Below are 17727 nucleotides of genomic sequence, written 5' to 3' on the forward strand. Positions count from 1 at the left end.
CGGTCATGGTGCAGCCTCTCGATAGGTGGGGTGCCACCGGAGAAGGCGGCGTTCGACGATCTGGAGCAGGACGTTGAGGATGACGCCGATAAGCCCCGCGGCGAAGACCAACGCGTACAGCGTGACGACAGCGCCACTGGATTGGGCGAGCAGGATGTCTCCCCCGATACCTGGTGAGCCGATCACCAGTTCTGCGGTCACGGCCACGATTAGCGCAACCGTGGCAGCGATCCGAAACCCCGTCGCGAGATACGGCAGTATCGCAGGCAGCACGATGGAGCGAAGCTGAAGGCGACGCGGAATGCGGAATGACTGCGCGGTCGCCGTGAGTGTGGGATCGATTGCGCGAAGCCCATAGATCGTTTGAATGAGAAGCGGCCACAAACAGGCCAACGTGACAAGGAAGACCTTCGATTCCATGCCGATTCCCAACATCAGTATGGCAACCGGAATCAGAGCAACGGACGGTATCGGACGGAGGAACTCCACAACGGGTCGCGTTGCGGCGAAGAGATAGTCGTTGGTGCCGATGAGGAACCCCAAGGGCAATGCGATCACGATGGCGAGGAACAGCCCCATCGCCCAGCCCTGCATCGTTCCGCCCACACCCGCCCAGAAGACCGGTGTCCAGGCGAGTTCTAGGAGCCGTGCCAACGCCGTCGTCGGAAGCGGTACGAAGCGCTCATCGATGATCTGAGTGCTGACGAGCAGCTGGGCTGCGCCCAGCGTGAGCAACGTGCCGACGATCCCGTAGATCAGGCGGGACCGGAAATTCGTTGGCAACGGCAGGAGAGGTTTCCGACGACTGCCGGTGACCGGCGCTCGGTCCTTGACTGCGGCAACTGACATGTGGTTCTCCTTTGACCATGCAAGCGAGCCAAGCGATCGTCGATGATGTCGTCTGACTGAGCAGCTCGCTTCTCTCGCGATTCCGACCAGGGCAGCCCGGGTCACGACCGCTCCCGATGGGGAGCCTCCGCGCCCGGGCTCCCTAGATGAGTGAGTCCGATTGGCTGTGAACGGCGTGGAGGCTGTTAATCGTTGGCAGAGGGTGTTAAGCCCAATGTGTGAATACCGACCTCAACACCCTCCTGATCACACTTTACGTCCATCTCGATGACCGGATCCTGCCCGCGATCGGCTTCACCCGGGACCACCACCCCGGTCGCAAGCCCGCGTTGAACGATGTCGAGCTGCTGTGTCTACTCGTCGCGCAGCACCTGCTCGGGATCTCCTCTGACCGGAAATGGATCCGATACGCCCGCACCCACTTGAAGAGCATGTTTCCGGCGCTGCCTGGCCAGTCCGGGTGGGGCAAGCGCGTCCGCCAATCCACCGGGCTGCTTTCCGCGGTGATCACGGAGCTTGCCCGCGATACCCCGTCATGGAACGAAGTCACCCGGCTGATCGATTCCACCCCACTGCCGTGTGGGAAGTCCCGCGAGACGGTGAAACGCTCCGACCTTGCCGGTGACGCCGGCTACGGGTACTGTGCCTCACATTCCCGGTTCTTCTGGGGCTTCCGCCTCTACCTGGTCTGCACACCGGACGGGATGCCCGTGGTCTGGGGACTCGCGAATCCGAAGATCGGTGAACGCGAAGCCGCGGCAGCGATGCTCGACCACGACCGCCACCTCATCCAGCCTGGACAAGTCATCATCGGCGACAAAGGCTTCGCCGGGCGCGAGTTCGAAACCTTCATCACCGAGGACCTCGGCGCACACCTGATCCGTCCCGATCGCAAGGACGAGAAACCGAGGTTCGGGAAACTCGGCGGGATCCGACAATGGGTCGAGTCCGTGTTCGACACGCTCAAAGGCCAACTCACCCTCGAAGACCACGGCGGACGCACCATCGCTGGTGTTTACTCCCGCGTCGCCGCACGGCTCCTCGCCCTCGCAGCCGGAATCTGGCACAACTGGCTCATCGGAGCACCCGTCAAACGCTCACTCATCGCCTACGACCACTAAACCCAATCGGACTCACTCATCTAGCTCGTGCGCGCCGCCCTGCTGGCCCACAGCATCCCGCGCTCGACGATCGTGCGCACGTTCGGGTCCTCGAGCACGTCGACGCTGTGACCAGGGGTCGCGACGAAGACGCGGCCTGCGCCCCACTGCCGCGTCCACACCGCGGGTGACGTCACGGGCCGATGCCACGGGTGATACGGCTGAACCGGGTGGGTCGTGGTCGCGAGAACGTCGATGAGGTCATCGTGCAGCACCCAGTACTGCTCGGTCGTCAGCGAGAAGTCCGAGATGCCCGCGGTGATCTCGTGCTCGCGTCCGAGCTCGGTCATGTCGACCGTGTACGACAGGTAGTTGTCGGTCTCGTCGCCGGGGCGCTCTGCCGGCGGACGCCCTGGGTGAGTGGCGAACTGCCCGCCGATGAGGTGCAGGTAGTCGGAGTTCGCTCGATACGAATCGGCGATACCGCCGTGCCAACCGGCCAGCCCTGTCCCCGCCTCGACGGCGGAGCGGAGCCCGGCGAACGCCTCCTTCGAGATCTCCGACATCGTCACGGACTGCACGATGAGGTCGGTCGCGGCCATCACCTCGGCATCCGCGTAGATCTCGTTGGACTCCTCGACGCGCACGTCGAATCCCGACTTCTCGAGGAAGGGGAGGAACAGTTCCGTCGTCTCGACGGGGTGGTGCCCCTCCCAGCCGCCACGGACGACGAGTGCACGTCGATCGGTCATGAAGTCTTTCCTTTCACTGCCGCCGTTGAGAATGCCAAGATCTACCACCGATCCGGGGACGAACCGGCCGGGACGGATTCGGGTCGCTCGGCAGTGCTCGTGAGCTCCACCACGCGACGCTCGCGTCCGGCCGACAGCACCGCCTCCATGATCTCGAGCACGTGGAAGGCGAGCGCGCCAGAGGCCCTATGCGGGCGCCCGGTCTCGATCGCCCGGGCCATGTCGGCAAGACCCGCACCGCGCCCTGTGTCGGCATAGCCGCCGGAGACGGGAGCGACCCTCCACTCGGGGGCGTCCTGGGTCCAGACCTCAGTCGCGTCGTCGAAGCCGTTCGGGTCGCCCACCGAGATCGTTCCCGCCGTTCCGTAGATCTCGATCATCGGCGCCCGCGTCTGCCAGATGTCGAAACTCATCGTGACGGTCGAACTGACGCCGCTCTCGTGGAACAGGATGGCGGAGATGTGCGTGTCGATCGCCACATCGAGCGGAGTGCCCTGCAACGGACCGCTGCCGATCGACCGACGGCGATCCGACGTGCTCACGGATCCGGCGACCGAGACGACCGGTCCGAACATCGTGACCAGCGTCGTCAGGTAGTACGGGCCCATGTCGAAGAGCGGCCCACCGCCGGGCTGGTAGTAGAACTGGGGCGACGGATGCCACGACTCGTGCCCCGGCGACGACCAGTGCGCGGAGGCGCCCACGGGCGCGCCGATCGTGCCGGCATCGAGAAGGTTCCGCGCCGTCTGCACGCCGGTGCCGAGCACGGTGTCCGGTGCCGAACCGACACGGAGGCCGGCGGCATCCGCCGCTCGCAGCAGTTCGGCGGCCTCGGCGACGTTCAGGCCGAGCGGCTTCTCGGCGAACACGTGCTTTCCGGCGGCGATCGCGCGCAGCCCGACCTCGACGTGAGCCGCGGGGATCGTCAGGTTCAGCACCGCGTCGATGCGATCGTCCGCAAGAAGGTCGTCGACGCTGAGCGCCTCGACGTTCTGCTCGATCGCGACGGCGTCCGCGCGCTCCGCGTTGACATCCGCGACCGCCACGAGCTCGAGGTTCGACAGCTTCGGGATCTGAGCGAAGTACTGCTCGGCGATCTTGCCGACGCCGATGACGCCGATCCTCATCGGAGTGGTCATGGATGTTCCTTCAGTTCGGCGCACGACCGCCGTCCTTCATCTCGCGGCGGTCGTGCCCGCGACGACGAGCGACGTCGTGAGGTTCATGTGGAAGCCATGCAGGTCGCCGATGAACCGATTTGTTGTCGGCTCCGACAATGCATGACGTGACCAATGTACCGAACTTCGAACGGTGGGTCCGATTCACCCGCAATCGCCGCTCACGGCAGATCAGCCAGGTCCACGTCCTCGTCGTCTTCGTCTTCGTCTTCGTCTTCGTCTTCGTCTTCGGACGTCCCTGTACTCGGACCGAGGTCGGGGTCGACGTCCTGACCGGGCAGCACGCCGTCCTCGTCGGGCATGGCGCCTTCTTCGTCGGGCAGCGAATCGGACATGGTGTTCTCCGTTCTGGTCGGAATCAGTTGCCACCAGAGTCGCGCTGCCCGGCCATTTCGCCATCCCCGTTGACACACAACCTGGCGCCGTGACTCGCACAAGAAATCACCCGGGTCATCAGGGAACGGAGACGCGCCCCGCGATCTGCGGCGTCCCTACTTCAACCCTGATCGCACGAACGCGTCGACGACGTAGCGCTGAAGGAAGATGTAGATCAGCAGCACGGGGACGCACGCGAGACCCGCAGCCGCCATCGTCGCGCCCCAGTTGTTGCCCTCCGCCGAGAGGAAGCTTCGCACTCCGACCTGGATGAGCGCATCGCCCTGCTTCATGATGAGCGCCGGCCAGAGGTACTCGTTCCATGCCGAGATGAATCCCATGATCCCCAGTGCCGCGAGCGCGGGCTTCATGTTCGGGACGACGACGGTCCAGAGCGTCGACCAGCTGCTTCGGCCGTCGAGCTGGGCCGCCTCGAGCAGTTCGCGCGGGAACGATCGCATGTGCTGCACCATCAGCAGCACGGCGAACGCACCCGCCAGCTGCGGCACGACGACGCCGCCGATCGTTCCCAGCATCCCGAGCTGGGACACGAGCAGGTAGTTCGGGATCATCGTGACCTGGAAGGGTACGAGCCAGGATCCGATGAAGAGGAACATCAGCAGCTTCTTTCCTGCGAAGTCCCATACGGCGAAGCCGTAGGCGGCGAGCACGGCGATGAGCAGTTGCGCCGCGGCCAAGAGCAGCGACATCACGAACGTGTTGCCGAGCATGCCTGCGATCGGGATCGTGTCCCAGACGTACGCGAAGTTGTCGAGGCTCAACGGCCAGGGCAGCAGAGTCTGATCGAGGGCGTTCTCCGGTGCCCGCATCGCGGTCGCGAACATCCAATAGACGGGGAAGATGCTGAAGATCGCGAGTCCGATGAGAATGATGTGCCCCACGATGACGCCTGTACGGCTCTTCGAGCCGACCGCGAGGTCGTCCGTCTTCGACTGCACCTTGTTACGTGTCCCGGAGACGGCAGCGGGGAGCGGGATGGTGACGAATGCCATGATTCTTGTCTCTCGGTGGTGAGGGGAGCGCTGGGCTCAGTTGTCGTAGAAACTCAGCCGGTCCTGCAGCTCGAGGAACACGAGCGCGATGACGCCGAAGCCGATGAAGAAGATCACACCGGCCGCGGCCGAGATTCCGGCGTCGAAGTTCTGGAAGCCGAACTGGTAGAGCAGGTAGTAGATGTTCGTGGTGGAGTTCGTCGGTCCGCCCTGGGTGAGCAGGTCGATGATCGGATACGTCCATTGCGCGGCGAGCAGAATCGTCATGAGGGCGAGGAACACGATCGTGGGCGAGAGCAGCGGAAGCGTGATCTTGCGGGTGATCGCCCCGTTGCCGGCTCCGTCGAGCGACGCGGCCTGTCCATATTCAGGGCTGATGCCCGCGAAGCCCGCCGCCACCACGAGCACGCCGAATCCGAGCATCTGCCAGCCGACGATGACGACCACGGCCCAGATGGCCAGGGTCTCGTCACGGAAGACGTTCGGCATGTCTATGCCGATGGCGGCGAGCACCGTGGCGAAGGCCCCCTGCTCGGCGAACAGCCAGCGCCACACGGCGCCGGTGGCTACCGGGGTCACCAGGAACGGCACGAAGATGAGCGCCTGGTAGAACGTACGCATCCGCCCCTGCACCTGCTTCGCCAGCATCGCGATGACGATGGGCAGCACCAACGAGAACACCAGGAACGCCGCGACGTACACGACGGTGTTGGTGATCGCCGTGTGCAGTTCGGGCAGTTGCGCCACCTCGACGTAGTTGTCGAAGCCGACGAAGGTCTTCGGGCTGGTCGGCAGTAGATTCCAGTCGTAGAACGACAACCCGAACGTCTGCACCAGCGGGCTGTATGTCCAGAGGATGAGGAACGCCACTCCGGGGAGCACGTAAAGGTAGGGGGCGAGTGCGCCGGGGCGGATCCTACGCCGGGGCGTCGGCGTCGGATCCGCTTCGATCGCAGGCGCAGTTCCCGAAGGAGCGGAAACGGCAACGAACATGAGGTTCTCTCCTGGTGGGTGTTATTCCGAGGCCGCGGCGTCGACCGCCGCCAGCTGCTCGTCCGCGCTCATCCGGGCGAACTCGGCGAGCGCTTCCGGGGTCATCTCGTAGACGGTCGGGAACTCGCCGATCGGCACCACGGAGTGCAGTACGCGGTCGCCGTAGACGTGGACGAGGTTGTACGACTGACCGCCGTCCTGACCGCGAGCGCCGGGGTAGATGACATTCAGGTCCTGCGTGTAGCAGGTGGCGGAGGCCACCGACACCGGGACGCCGGCGAATGTGCTGTGCGTCGAGTAGTGCAGATGACCGCCGAGGATGCCGCGGACGTCGGTGCCCTGGATGACCTCGGCGAAACGCGCCTGATCCTTGAGTTCCACCAGCGCGACCAGACCGACCGGGCTCGGCACCGGCGGGTGGTGCAGGGCGATCAGCGTGCCGTCGGGCGCCGGAACCTCGAGTTCGCGGGCGAGCCATTCCAACTGCTCCTCGCTGATCTCTCCGTGGTGGTGGCCGGGGACCGTCGAATCCAGCGCGATGATGCGCAGTCCGTTGATGTCGAAGACACGGTCGATGGGTTCGGACTGCTCGCCCTCCTCGCCGAGCAGGCCGCGCCGGAACGCGACGCGCTCGTCGTGGTTCCCCATCACCCAGATGACTTCGGCGCCGAGCTTCTCCGCCGCGGGCTCGACGATCGCCTTGAGGCGCTCGTACGCGTCGGGGCGGCCGGTGTCCGCGAGGTCACCGGTGAACACGATGGCCTCGGGTCGAGCGTTCGACTTCGCGAGACCCTCGAACAGCTCGATGAGGTTCTTGTCCGAGTCGATCCGCTCGTGCAGCAGGTCGCCGTCCGCGACGAAGTGGGTGTCCGAGAGATGCAGGATGTAATGGTCGGGCGCCGGATGCTGGCCTTCGATGTGCGTCATGAGTTCTTCCGTTCGGTGGTGTTGTATCGGGGGTCAGTCGATGAGGGCGGCGGTGAGACGGTCGAGCTCGTCCGATGTCAGCCCCTGCGCGAGCAGGTAGCCAGCCATCGATCCGTACTCGCGCTCGATCCGCTGGAGGAGCGCTGCCATGATCGGCGCCGGGCTCGCAGTGACCAGATCGACGACATCTGGAGTGAGTTCAACGCCGCGGCTCGTCACCGTGTGCAGCATCGCGTCGGCCCATTCGCCGCGCAGGTTGTCTGCGGTCTGCGCGTAGTCGGCCACGACGTCGTCCAGCTCGACGCCCGCTGCCCGCAGCGCGAAGGCGATCACGAGACCGGTGCGATCCTTGCCCGCCGTGCAGTGCACGAGCACGGCCTCGTCCGCGCCGACGTCGGCGATCACTCGCACCGCCGCCGCGAGCTGCGCGCCCCGCTCATCCACCATGTGGTCGTAGAGCGGGCCGAGTGCGATCGCGCCGATGGCCTGCGCACCGGGCGCAGCATCGTCGAACACCGGCAGATGATGCACTCGGGCGTCCAGGCCCTCGACGAGGTTCTGGGCGCTGAGGCTCTCCTGCGTACCGCGAAGGTCGACGATGTGGGCGATCCTGAGTTCTGCGAGCCGCGCACGGCCCGCGTCATCCAGACGGTGCAGGGCGTCGGAGCGGAACAGCGTGCCCCAGCGGGAGGTACCGGTCGCGGCGCGGTAGCCACCGGTGTCGCGCAGGTTGTACACGCCCTCGACGATGTGGCGCCGGTCCGGGGAGAGGATGTCGGCGGCGCTCATTCGATCAGTCCCTGCGCACGCTCTGCCGCCTCGGTCATCGCGGTCTCGGCGTCGCCGCCGTAGTAGATCGACTCCTCAATGGCAGTCGCGAGAACCTGGTCGACCTGCGCATAGCTGTCGCCGGGATAGGACGTCCATGGCTCGAGCGCATCGAGCTGTTCCAGGTTGGGCTTCACCAGCGGGTTCTGCTCGACCCAGTCGTACAGGGAACCGCCCTCCTCCGTCAGGGAGTTGCGCAGCGGCAGGTAGCCGATCTCGGTGGAGATGAGCTCGTAGGCACGATCGCTGGTCATCCACTGCATGAGCTCCCACGATGCCGCCTGCTTCGCGGGATCGGTGGCGAACAGGGCGAGGAACGATCCGGAGTTGGTCGGCACGACCGCCTGGTCGCCGAACGAGGGCAGCGTGCGTGCGCTCAGCGCCCATCCGCCGGCCTGCGAGCCCTGCAGGAACGCGCCCTGCAGCCCCGAGGTGTTCACGTGAATGGCGGTCTTGCCCTGCGCGAATGCCTCGTACTGTGCGACGGATGCCTCGTTGGTGAGGATGCCGTCGTCGAACATGCCGCGGAACGTCTCGACGGTGTCGATCGCGGCATCGGAGCCGAACCCGATCGTGGAACGGTCCTCGCTGAGGACCTCGGCGCCGTTGGAGGCGAAGAGGCCCTGCATGCACCAACTGCCGCCGGCCACGAGGCACGTCACGCTCAACGAAGGGGCACCCGATGAGGCCGTGATCTGCGCGGCGGCAGCGGCGACGGCATCCCATGTCGACAGGTCGACGGTCGCCGGATCGAGGCCGGCCGCCTCGAACTGCGCCTCATTGATCCACAGCACCGGCGTGGAGAAGACGTAGGGCAGGCCGTAGGTCGCGCCGTCCCAGTCGGCGAGCACCTGGGCGCGCTCGTGATACGGGTGCTCACCGCCGAACTGCTCCTCGAGCCCCTCATCGCCCACGAGCGCGCTGAGGTTCTGCGCGCCGAGGGTCGTCGCGGCGAAGTCGAGCTCGTTGAAGGCGAGCTGCGCGATGTCCGGCGGATCGCCCGCGAGCAGCTGCTGCTGGACGCTGGCCGCCGTACCTGTGCTGGAGTCGCTGAGCTCGAAGTCGCTGGGCTGACCGACGACCGTGATGTTCGGATGCTCTGCCATGAACTCGTCCAGGAGCGTGTTGATCGTGTCCGACCAGATGCCCGCGTTCGAGAGGAGGTACGACTCGAAGACGATCTCGACCTTCTCGTCAGCGGGAAGCTCGGTGAGGGCTCCGGCGGCGTCGGCGTTCGTGGCGCCAGCGCTCGCGCAACCACTGAGGGCGATGCCGAGCAGGGCGAGCGAGGCAAGGCCTGCCCGGCGGGTGCGGGTATTCATTTCGTGGGATCTCCTGATCGAGGTGGGTGAAGGGAAGGAGGTCAGTGGGTGAGGACGGGCTCGGCGACGGGGTCTGCGACGGATGCGGTGGCATCGTCAGGAACCCAGTCCATGCGACGACCGGATGAACGCTCGAAGACGTGGACGTGCTCGGCTGCGGCGTGCAGAGTCACCTGGTCGCCTACCGCGACCTCCACGTCACGGGACGTGCGCATGTGCACTCTGGAGCCGCCGACCACGCAGGTGACGATCTGCTCGCCGCCCAGGTTCTCCACGATGTCCACAGCGCCGACGAGCAGCACTCCGGTTCGGCTGGTGGCCGAGTCCGCGATGTGCAGCTGTTCTGGGCGGATGCCGAGCACGACGTCGAGATCCGGTGTCATCCCCGGCCACAGATCTCCGGCGAGCCCATCGCCGGACACTGAGACGGTGCTTCCGAGAGCCACGATCTGCGCTTCGAGGAGATTCATGGCAGGACTGCCCAGGAATCCGGCGACGAACACCGATTCCGGACGGTCGTACACCTCTTCCGGTGTGCCGAACTGCTCGATGGCGCCGGCGTTCAGCACCACGATCTTGGTGGCCATCGTCATGGCCTCGACCTGGTCGTGGGTGACGTAGACGAACGTCGCACCCAGCTTGCGGTGCAGTGCGGTGAGTTCGTGGCGCGTCTGCGTACGCAGCTTCGCGTCCAGGTTCGACAGCGGCTCATCCATGAGGAACGCCTTCGGGTCCCGCACGAGCGCACGGCCGACGGCGACGCGCTGACGCTGGCCGCCGGAGAGCTCCTTGGGCTTGCGATCGAGCAGGTGACCGATCTCGAGTGAATCGGCGACGTCCTGCACACGTCGTTCGATTTCCGCCTTGCCAAGCTTCTGCACCCGTAGAGGGAAGCCGAGGTTCTTGCGCACGCTGAGATGCGGGTAGAGCGCGTAACTCTGGAAGACCATCGCGAGGTCGCGCTTCTTCGAGGGGAGTTCCGTGATGTCATCGCCGTCGAGCCGGATGCGGCCCGTCGTCGGCTCGAGAAGACCCGCGATCATGCGCAGCAGAGTCGTCTTGCCGCAACCTGATGGGCCGAGCAGGACGACGAAGTCGCCGTCGTCGATGGTCAGATCGATGTCACGGACGGCCGCAGTGCTCTTGAAGCTGCGGCCGATGCCGGAGAGCTGAATGGTGCCCATGAGTCGCCTCCCGCAAGCGGCTTACCTCATGAGCGCTTCTCATGAAATTCGCTTGCGTGGCAATTCAAAGCGCCGGAAGTGAACTCCAGGCGAACGCCGGTTCAACGTTCTGTCAACTCGTTGCGAACAGTGGACTCAGCATCCGCCGGATCGGCATCGGGCGACTCGCCCTCCCTATCCCCCGACTCGGCAATGATGTCGAGAACCTCGTCGCGGATCGCCGCTCTGGCATGTTCGGCAGTCTCATTCATCCGCTCAGCCACCGCAACCTACAATGCGGTCAGGAGCAGGATCTGCACCAGTCCACTGCCGAGCGTCCCCTGATCCCACGCCTGGAAGCGCGCTCCAGCGGTCAGGAGCAGCTCGGCATGCTCGGACAACGGCGAGCGTGCAAAACCGGTCACCCCGACCACTGTTGCCCCTGCGCCAGCGGCAGCCGCAGCGGACGCGAGCGTGATGGCGTTCGCGCCGCTCGCACTGACCACAAGGCACACATCCCCCGGCGAGAGGACGCTCGCAGTGAGCTGTTGCACGACACCGTCGGCCGGCGCCTCGCAGGAGCGGCCGTTCATCACGAAGCTGACCGCCACCGCTTGCGCCGAAGCATGCGAAGCACCCGTTCCGACGACGAGGACACGCGGCGCCTGGGCGATGGCGTCAGCGGCGGCATCGAACACGTCGGCGTCGACCGATGCGAGCGACGTCTGGATCAGTGCCGCTGCGCCGTCCGCGAGCGATTGCAGCCACCCCTTCGTGCCTTCTGTCCTCGCCCCGCCGCCGTGCGCCGCCGCACCGAGATCACGCACGAGCAGCAGCCGAAGGTGCTGGAATCCGCGGAACCCGAGAGCCTGGCTCATCCGGCTGACTGTTGCGGCAGAAGTCCCGGCCGCCTCTGCGAGGTCCGCGCCCGACATCTCGACGACCTTCTCCGGCTGCTCCGCACAGATGAGCGCCACGCGCTGCGCGGAGGGGTTGAGCGAGGGCAGGACGGAGAGGATGTGGTCGATCGTGCCGCCGAGTGGCGGTTCAGTGCGCGCATTCATGTGTTTCGGTCTATCACGTGTCGGTTCCCACGTCGCGACGACGAGGTGAACGAAGTCGCCGCGACGCGGGAAGGTGATGGAGTGATGGCGGTCACGCGGGGAGCGTCACGCCCATCGCATCGAGGGCGATGCGTGCCTGCTCGACCTCCAGGAACTCCGGCTCGACGATGTCGATCGGAGCGCGGAACACAGGCAGCACTCGGTCGTCGAGCTGATACTCGACGACGCCCAGCTGGGTCAGGCCGGGACCGATGACATCCGCAGACACCGCGGTGCGATGCACGAAAGCGGTCGATGGGGCCGAGACCACCACTGCGCCCTCACGCTCGGAGAGCGCGTAGCGGTGCAGATGGCCGCTGCCGAAGGCGCGCACGTCGAGCTGCGCGAGCACGGCCTCGAATCTCGGAAGGGACTGCGGCCCGATCGTCAGATGCGTGTTCTGATACTCGGGTGCGTACGCCCACACCGGCTTGTGGGTGAAGAGCACGACCGGCCGAGGACCGGCCTGTGCCGGCAGCGTCTCGATCCAGGCCCACTGCTCGTCCTCCTCGGGAAGACCGGAATCGAACAACTCGCTGAACGCGGAGTCGGCTCGCAGCAACGGTCGAACACCGGTCGCGGCGCTGGTGCGGCGCAGGACGGCGAGGGCGTCGCCGACGATCCGGGCGGCGCCCTTCGGAGACCCGGTCTTGCCCTGCCGCAACCGCTGAGCGAGGATCACCGGCGCCGACGTCGACGTCGATGCGGTGGCCAGTAGCGCGTTCAGCCCGCGGACGCCGGAGTATCCGAACCCGGCGCCCTGCTTCTGATACCCGTGGACCTCGATGATGGTGTCATCCAGATCCACCATCACCGGCTCACCCGGCTGGGCCTGCAGCAGCGGCGCCCGTGAGGTGAGGTTCGCAAACAGCCGGGATGCGACGGCGTCCAGTTGCCGGACGTGCCCGAAACGGAACTCGCGCAGGAACGATCCCAGCGTCGACGGCGCGTATGTCCGGTCGAACAGCCGCCCCATGCCGCCGTGGCGGAGCAGGTTCATGTCGTCGATCGAGTCCGCCCCGGCGAGCATCCCCGCCACCAGCGCCATCACCTTCGCGCCGGCGTTCGCGCCCTTGTCCGTCGGGACGCTCAACCGGGACCGTGTCAGCTCGTCGAGCCCCACGGAGCGCGCGAGCCGGAGCATCGGGACCAGACCCGCAGTCGACACGAGATTCGGATCATCGAACACTGCCGACACCGCGGCAGGAGCGTGCTTGAATTGCATCTACGAGATGCCTCTCGGGCAGGGTGAATAGGACCTTAGACAAGCTCTATTCTTCCCGGTCAGAGAGGCATTTCTGCGTCATAACGCCCACTCAGCACCCAGCCCAATCGGTGGATCGAGGCTTAGGGCATGAGGATGCGTTATCTGACGATTTGCCGACTCCTGAGAGATCGACGTGAAATCTGACAACTCAAGTGAGACAAACGCGACGTGAGCGCAACGCGTCGTCTTTGGAATCGCAAGGCAATCGCATTTCGCTTCCTGACAAGTCTCGTTAGATCGGACACGAGAATCGCCAGGTCGACGCCAACCCGACGCAAACCCCGCATCTGATGGGCGCGTACAGGGTTGCGGGCAGGCAGATCTACTCCTTCTTGGAACGGCGTTTCTGCCAGAGCTCAGCCATCTTTTCGCCCTGTCGACGGGCGGCCTGCGGGTCGACGCCGCGAGCTCCGGCCGGCGCTGGGGGGAAGGATTCACCGTTGTTGAAGGTGCGCTCGAGGCGCTCGGCTTCCGCCTCAAGGATCTCGGATGCGAGGGCCGAAACGGATGCGGCAGCATCGGTATGAGTGCGGCTTCCGGCCCAGGCAGCTACGAATCGCTCGTGGACGGCGACCGGAAGGTAGTAGGTGTGACTCTCTCCGTCGACGCCGCGGGCGCGCGGGCCGAGAGTTGCGGTCGCGGCCGGGAACGGACGGCCGGCATTGCACGCCAGTTCGCGGCGACTGCTCTCTGCCTCGAAGACAGAAGCCACCAGCGCGCTGAGTGTCGGCTGCTCTTGAGTCGCCCACCATGCAGATTTCAGGCGCGCGTGTAACCCCTTCGGCAGGTAGTAGGTCTTGCCAGCTTTGGGAACGTTATGAGGCGAGCCAACGGCGCACATCCGCGCACGGCCTCCTTGTGGGCGAGTCTGGAAATTTCGGAGCTGACGATCGGGTTTCGTCTTTTTCCGAAGGGGTCGATCCAGGATACCTAGATCACTGTCAATCCCCCAGATTCCGCGGGTCGGCGAGGATAATTCCAGACTCTCGAACGGCTAAGAGGGCGGGAAATTCAAGGGTGTATCGGGCTGCCGGATCTCGACGTGGAGGTGGTTACATCCGTCCGCGAACTGGATGAAATTAGAGAGCATCAGACTCACACCGTGATCGGCGCGGCAGTCGGATTGTCCGACTCCGGCGAGGCCTGCAGGCATGTACGGATCGAGTAGCTGGGTGAGCTTGAGCGAGTTCGCATCCCATCCAGTGGTGACGTTGCCGTCGATGACGCTGAAGTCCACGGCCTGCCCTTTCCAGTGGTACGAGCGGGTGCCAGCGCCGGGTGTCTCGCTCGTGCAGCGACGGTTGAGTGAACTGATTTTGAGGGTCTCGAAGTGTTGCAGCGCGAACACGATGATCTGCAGCACTCCGACGTCGAGCTGGCACTGTTCGGTGGCTGTCCCGGCGGCCATATCGCGGATCTGCTGCTCATGCGAGCCAAACACGGTGAGACGTCCACTGTCGATCGCTGTGACGAGCCCTTGAGCGAGCTGCTGTGCGTCGGCGCTGATGCCTCCCCCGTCACAGACGATCGACCCGGACATGCTGTTGATGATGGTCTCGGCCGCTCCCTCCCATTGGTCATAGGCGTCGGGGTAACCGCTCACCTGAACTTTCTGCGCGGCCTGGCCAGGTCGCAGCGTCTCCCAGTCCTTGATGTCGAGCAGCCCTCGAGGAGATCCGCCATTGGGCCCTTTGGGGCCTCCGAAGAACGCGCGTATCGCGTAGTCGGGATCCATGAGCTCGGCGACGGTTCCCCATCCTCCGGGACGCTGTTGGAAGAAGTTGACGGAATCGTGGTCGCTGCCGACACCCTCATGCGGGAATTCGAGGGACTCAGGGACGGTGGAGTTGGCGAGCATTCGCAGCTTCGACTCCTGCAGGGTAGTCATGAGGGCGATCTTCAGACCGGCGACAGAGACGCCCGCCTGGGTTCCGACGGTGATGATCTTCGCGGCGTTGGCGAGCTGCTTCTCGTCAAGCTGGACGGAGTCTCCCCCGGAGGTGGTTACCGTCAGTGCTGTGCCCGCATCGCCGACCGTGCAAGCGCCTCCGCCGGCGTTCGCCGAAGCGGCCTGCCCGCCGATGATGGCGAGCAGGCCGAAGACGATCCCACCGATCGCGAGCACAGGGACCAAGATGGCCGCGACGATAATCGCAACGCTCCGGGACTTCATCTGTAATCCCGTACAGACAACGAATCACTCATCGTCTTTTTCACCATCCCATGACCTTGTGAACCGCCTAGATGAGTGAGTCCGATTGGCTGTGAACGGCGTGGAGGCTGTTAATCGTTGGCAGAGGGTGTTAAGCCCAATGTGTGAATACCGACCTCAACACCCTCCTGATCACACTTTACGTCCATCTCGATGACCGGATCCTGCCCGCGATCGGCTTCACCCGGGACCACCACCCCGGTCGCAAGCCCGCGTTGAACGATGTCGAGCTGCTGTGTCTACTCGTCGCGCAGCACCTGCTCGGGATCTCCTCTGACCGGAAATGGATCCGATACGCCCGCACCCACTTGAAGAGCATGTTTCCGGCGCTGCCTGGCCAGTCCGGGTGGGGCAAGCGCGTCCGCCAATCCACCGGGCTGCTTTCCGCGGTGATCACGGAGCTTGCCCGCGATACCCCGTCATGGAACGAAGTCACCCGGCTGATCGATTCCACCCCACTGCCGTGTGGGAAGTCCCGCGAGACGGTGAAACGCTCCGACCTTGCCGGTGACGCCGGCTACGGGTACTGTGCCTCACATTCCCGGTTCTTCTGGGGCTTCCGCCTCTACCTGGTCTGCACACCGGACGGGATGCCCGTGGTCTGGGGACTCGCGAATCCGAAGATCGGTGAACGCGAAGCCGCGGCAGCGATGCTCGACCACGACCGCCACCTCATCCAGCCTGGACAAGTCATCATCGGCGACAAAGGCTTCGCCGGGCGCGAGTTCGAAACCTTCATCACCGAGGACCTCGGCGCACACCTGATCCGTCCCGATCGCAAGGACGAGAAACCGAGGTTCGGGAAACTCGGCGGGATCCGACAATGGGTCGAGTCCGTGTTCGACACGCTCAAAGGCCAACTCACCCTCGAAGACCACGGCGGACGCACCATCGCTGGTGTTTACTCCCGCGTCGCCGCACGGCTCCTCGCCCTCGCAGCCGGAATCTGGCACAACTGGCTCATCGGAGCACCCGTCAAACGCTCACTCATCGCCTACGACCACTAAACCCAATCGGACTCACTCATCTAGCCCATGCCATCCGAGAAGACGGGGAATCCAGGGTCAGACTGTAGACCACCATGGATGAGGGCTGGTTCGACGCATTCGACCAAGACGGCATTCCCATCACCAGGCGGACTGGAAGTTTTAACCTCTCATCCACAACTGCTCGGCCATCTCCTTGTTGATCTTCTTCCGCAGAGGCGTGATTTCTGCGGCGAGCTCCAGGTGGTCGCGCACGCCCTCTGCAGGAGTGGGGACATACACACGCCGGTAGCACTCACGGTAGGGGATCGTGGCCTTCAGGACGTGGACTCCGTCTTCATGGAAGCGCTGGCGCATCTGCTCCTCTTCCCGCTTTTTGTAGTCCACCCTGGTCATCACCACCGCATGAGCAATGGTCAGGGATCGCAGGGTATCGAGGGTGGCCTGGTAGTCCACGGGTGGGGTCGCGAACGGGACGAGGGCAAAATCAGAGATCTGCGAGATCGCGGGCATAATCTCCGGGGTCGCGGAGGGGGTATCCAGGATGGTCATTGCCCCAGGGGCATCTAAGCGGGTGATTTGCTCTACCTTGTCGGGCTCCGTGCGCAGCACCTGAGAGCTGAGAGGGCAGGAGTGGACGGGAAAGAGCAACGGTTGGCCTGTATCCCGGACACGTGCGGCCCACGTGGTGGCACTTTCCTGGTAATCGGTGTCGACAACCGTGACCTCGTACCCAAGACGAATATAGGCGGAGGCCAGGAACATAGCCGTAGTGGTCCGGGCAGAGCCGCCTTTGATATTGACAATTGAGAGAATCATGCTGCGTCCTAACTGTCCTGATGGGATATGCGGGGTCGGGGAGGGGGTGGTGTGGCCCGGTGGGCCCACTGGCCAGGAGTGTTCATCTTCGCCACCTGCAGTGGCGGGTGCCGGGGATCCTGCTCTGAGCATCTTCACCCCAAATGATACTTATAGTCTGTAGACCTTTAGTCATCATGGCACGAGATTAGGTGAGTGCCCAGTGATGATGATCTTCTCCGTGAGTTCGGAGACCGCCTCCGGACGGCCCGCCGACAGGCGGGCTTGTCTCAGGAGGCTTTGGCACATGAGGCTGGACTGCACCGCACCTACATCGGCTCAGTGGAACGCGGAGAACGCAATATTGCGCTTCTCAACATCCTCACCCTGGCCACCGTCCTGGGTACAGATGCCGGCACGCTCTTGACCGACCTGCGACGCCCGCCCCATCTGTGACGTTTCCTCCAGGAAGAAACCGGGGCGAAACCAGAGTGTTCGCGTAGTGACTCACGCCCTGGTCTTGCACCTCCCGCAATCAACACTGGCTGAGACTCCACTCTCCGTTAAGGTGTGAGACATTCGCGCTTTATCGAACATATGAGCGTGTATCGAACGGTCGGGAAGTCGGGGTTTCTGCGCCCAGGCTGCTGGAGTCAGGGCGGGCCACTACGGGCGAGATATGCCCGCCCCTGACGAGGCCGGCGCCATCAATGGCTCAAGCTTAGGTTCAATAAGGTCGACGGCTTTTTGCGCCAGACGGGGGCGGGGACATGTAGACCCGGCAACCTGGCAGGGCATGCGTCTGGGGCGGTGGAAAATCTGTGGACTACGAGAAGGTTTCCTGCGGGGCACGGGACTCGG

The 17727-nt window shown here is 64.6% G+C and carries 18 protein-coding genes and 1 pseudogene; 3 read left to right on the top strand and 16 right to left on the bottom strand.

From position 1 onward, the window contains the following. Positions 1 to 3: 3 nt before the first annotated feature. Positions 4 to 849: an ABC transporter permease gene (locus CDOO_RS00860; protein ID WP_018023059.1), complete on the bottom strand. Its 846-nt coding sequence runs from the start codon at positions 847 to 849 to the stop codon at positions 4 to 6. 218 nt (positions 850 to 1067) lie between these two features. Between CDOO_RS00860 and CDOO_RS00865 the strand changes: the two genes are divergently transcribed. Next, entirely contained in the window at positions 1068 to 1970 is a 903-nt protein-coding gene (locus tag CDOO_RS00865; protein WP_018023038.1) for an IS982 family transposase, read from the top strand. Between the two features lie 20 nt (positions 1971 to 1990). Here the strand turns inward: CDOO_RS00865 and CDOO_RS00870 are convergent, their stop codons facing one another. The 14 genes and pseudogenes from CDOO_RS00870 to CDOO_RS13130 all read right to left on the bottom strand — a co-directional run bounded on the left by CDOO_RS00870 (position 1991) and on the right by CDOO_RS13130 (position 15043). Next, positions 1991 to 2701: a ThuA domain-containing protein gene (locus tag CDOO_RS00870; protein WP_018022987.1), complete on the bottom strand. Its 711-nt coding sequence runs from the start codon at positions 2699 to 2701 to the stop codon at positions 1991 to 1993. Between the two features lie 41 nt (positions 2702 to 2742). Further along, complete coding sequence (locus tag CDOO_RS00875; protein ID WP_018022988.1) at positions 2743 to 3840, bottom strand: Gfo/Idh/MocA family protein; 1098 nt, start codon at positions 3838 to 3840, stop codon at positions 2743 to 2745. 200 nt (positions 3841 to 4040) lie between these two features. Continuing rightward, positions 4041 to 4214 carry a hypothetical protein gene (locus CDOO_RS13785; RefSeq protein ID WP_018022989.1) on the bottom strand — a complete coding sequence of 58 codons (174 nt, stop codon included), beginning with the start codon at positions 4212 to 4214 and terminating at the stop codon, positions 4041 to 4043. 156 nt (positions 4215 to 4370) lie between these two features. Then, positions 4371 to 5267: a carbohydrate ABC transporter permease gene (locus CDOO_RS00880; protein WP_018022990.1), complete on the bottom strand. Its 897-nt coding sequence runs from the start codon at positions 5265 to 5267 to the stop codon at positions 4371 to 4373. 36 nt (positions 5268 to 5303) lie between these two features. Then, a complete protein-coding gene (locus tag CDOO_RS00885; protein ID WP_026159504.1) occupies positions 5304 to 6260 on the bottom strand; it encodes a carbohydrate ABC transporter permease in 957 nt (318 codons plus the stop codon). 21 nt (positions 6261 to 6281) lie between these two features. After that, on the bottom strand, positions 6282 to 7187 hold the full coding sequence (locus tag CDOO_RS00890) for a phosphodiesterase (RefSeq protein ID WP_018022992.1): 906 nt from the start codon (positions 7185 to 7187) through the stop codon (positions 6282 to 6284). A 33-nt stretch (positions 7188 to 7220) separates the two neighbouring features. Then, positions 7221 to 7976 carry a tyrosine-protein phosphatase gene (locus tag CDOO_RS00895; protein ID WP_018022993.1) on the bottom strand — a complete coding sequence of 252 codons (756 nt, stop codon included), beginning with the start codon at positions 7974 to 7976 and terminating at the stop codon, positions 7221 to 7223. Then, a complete protein-coding gene (locus CDOO_RS00900) occupies positions 7973 to 9337 on the bottom strand; it encodes an extracellular solute-binding protein (RefSeq protein WP_018022994.1) in 1365 nt (454 codons plus the stop codon). The genes CDOO_RS00895 and CDOO_RS00900 overlap by 4 nt, the downstream gene beginning before the upstream one ends. Before the next feature lie 41 nt (positions 9338 to 9378). Continuing rightward, positions 9379 to 10521 (bottom strand): ABC transporter ATP-binding protein, encoded by a 1143-nt coding sequence (locus tag CDOO_RS00905; RefSeq protein WP_018022995.1) that lies wholly within the window; start codon positions 10519 to 10521, stop codon positions 9379 to 9381. Positions 10522 to 10622: 101 nt separating this feature from the next. Further along, on the bottom strand, positions 10623 to 10772 hold the full coding sequence (locus CDOO_RS13790) for a hypothetical protein (RefSeq protein WP_018022996.1): 150 nt from the start codon (positions 10770 to 10772) through the stop codon (positions 10623 to 10625). An 18-nt stretch (positions 10773 to 10790) separates the two neighbouring features. After that, on the bottom strand, positions 10791 to 11564 hold the full coding sequence (locus tag CDOO_RS00910) for a MurR/RpiR family transcriptional regulator (protein WP_018022997.1): 774 nt from the start codon (positions 11562 to 11564) through the stop codon (positions 10791 to 10793). A gap of 577 nt (positions 11565 to 12141) precedes the next feature. Next, positions 12142 to 12828, bottom strand: a pseudogene (locus CDOO_RS00915) (transposase); the annotation flags it as partial. 364 nt (positions 12829 to 13192) lie between these two features. Next, complete coding sequence (locus tag CDOO_RS00920; RefSeq protein ID WP_018022999.1) at positions 13193 to 13582, bottom strand: hypothetical protein; 390 nt, start codon at positions 13580 to 13582, stop codon at positions 13193 to 13195. Between the two features lie 282 nt (positions 13583 to 13864). Continuing rightward, the gene (locus CDOO_RS13130) at positions 13865 to 15043 is read right to left on the bottom strand and encodes a hypothetical protein (protein WP_018023000.1); all 1179 of its coding nucleotides are present in this window, start codon (positions 15041 to 15043) and stop codon (positions 13865 to 13867) included. 143 nt (positions 15044 to 15186) lie between these two features. Between CDOO_RS13130 and CDOO_RS00930 the strand changes: the two genes are divergently transcribed. Then, the gene (locus CDOO_RS00930; protein ID WP_018023038.1) at positions 15187 to 16089 is read left to right on the top strand and encodes an IS982 family transposase; all 903 of its coding nucleotides are present in this window, start codon (positions 15187 to 15189) and stop codon (positions 16087 to 16089) included. A gap of 141 nt (positions 16090 to 16230) precedes the next feature. On the opposite strand, the gene CDOO_RS00935 is transcribed toward CDOO_RS00930, so the two are convergent. Next, complete coding sequence (locus CDOO_RS00935; protein ID WP_018023039.1) at positions 16231 to 16887, bottom strand: ParA family protein; 657 nt, start codon at positions 16885 to 16887, stop codon at positions 16231 to 16233. A gap of 195 nt (positions 16888 to 17082) precedes the next feature. Between CDOO_RS00935 and CDOO_RS13460 the strand changes: the two genes are divergently transcribed. Next, positions 17083 to 17322 (top strand): helix-turn-helix domain-containing protein, encoded by a 240-nt coding sequence (locus CDOO_RS13460; protein WP_081610413.1) that lies wholly within the window; start codon positions 17083 to 17085, stop codon positions 17320 to 17322. Positions 17323 to 17727: the final 405 nt, after the last annotated feature.

The organism is Corynebacterium doosanense CAU 212 = DSM 45436, from assembly GCF_000767055.1.
GTDB classification, from domain to species: Bacteria; Actinomycetota; Actinomycetes; order Mycobacteriales; family Mycobacteriaceae; genus Corynebacterium; species Corynebacterium doosanense.

Excerpts from the sequence above, each read along its gene's own strand:
- CDOO_RS00860 (WP_018023059.1), bottom strand. The coding sequence starts at position 849 with ATGTCAGTTGCCGCAGTCAAGGACCGAGCGCCGGTCACCGGCAGTCGT.
- CDOO_RS00870 (WP_018022987.1), bottom strand. The coding sequence starts at position 2,701 with ATGACCGATCGACGTGCACTCGTCGTCCGTGGCGGCTGGGAGGGGCAC.
- CDOO_RS00875 (WP_018022988.1), bottom strand. The coding sequence starts at position 3,840 with ATGACCACTCCGATGAGGATCGGCGTCATCGGCGTCGGCAAGATCGCC.
- CDOO_RS13785 (WP_018022989.1), bottom strand. The coding sequence starts at position 4,214 with ATGTCCGATTCGCTGCCCGACGAAGAAGGCGCCATGCCCGACGAGGAC.
- CDOO_RS00880 (WP_018022990.1), bottom strand. The coding sequence starts at position 5,267 with ATGGCATTCGTCACCATCCCGCTCCCCGCTGCCGTCTCCGGGACACGT.
- CDOO_RS00885 (WP_026159504.1), bottom strand. The coding sequence starts at position 6,260 with ATGTTCGTTGCCGTTTCCGCTCCTTCGGGAACTGCGCCTGCGATCGAA.
- CDOO_RS00890 (WP_018022992.1), bottom strand. The coding sequence starts at position 7,187 with ATGACGCACATCGAAGGCCAGCATCCGGCGCCCGACCATTACATCCTG.
- CDOO_RS00895 (WP_018022993.1), bottom strand. The coding sequence starts at position 7,976 with ATGAGCGCCGCCGACATCCTCTCCCCGGACCGGCGCCACATCGTCGAG.
- CDOO_RS00900 (WP_018022994.1), bottom strand. The coding sequence starts at position 9,337 with ATGAATACCCGCACCCGCCGGGCAGGCCTTGCCTCGCTCGCCCTGCTC.
- CDOO_RS00905 (WP_018022995.1), bottom strand. The coding sequence starts at position 10,521 with ATGGGCACCATTCAGCTCTCCGGCATCGGCCGCAGCTTCAAGAGCACT.
- CDOO_RS13790 (WP_018022996.1), bottom strand. The coding sequence starts at position 10,772 with ATGAATGAGACTGCCGAACATGCCAGAGCGGCGATCCGCGACGAGGTT.
- CDOO_RS00910 (WP_018022997.1), bottom strand. The coding sequence starts at position 11,564 with ATGAATGCGCGCACTGAACCGCCACTCGGCGGCACGATCGACCACATC.
- CDOO_RS13130 (WP_018023000.1), bottom strand. The coding sequence starts at position 15,043 with ATGAAGTCCCGGAGCGTTGCGATTATCGTCGCGGCCATCTTGGTCCCT.
- CDOO_RS00935 (WP_018023039.1), bottom strand. The coding sequence starts at position 16,887 with ATGATTCTCTCAATTGTCAATATCAAAGGCGGCTCTGCCCGGACCACT.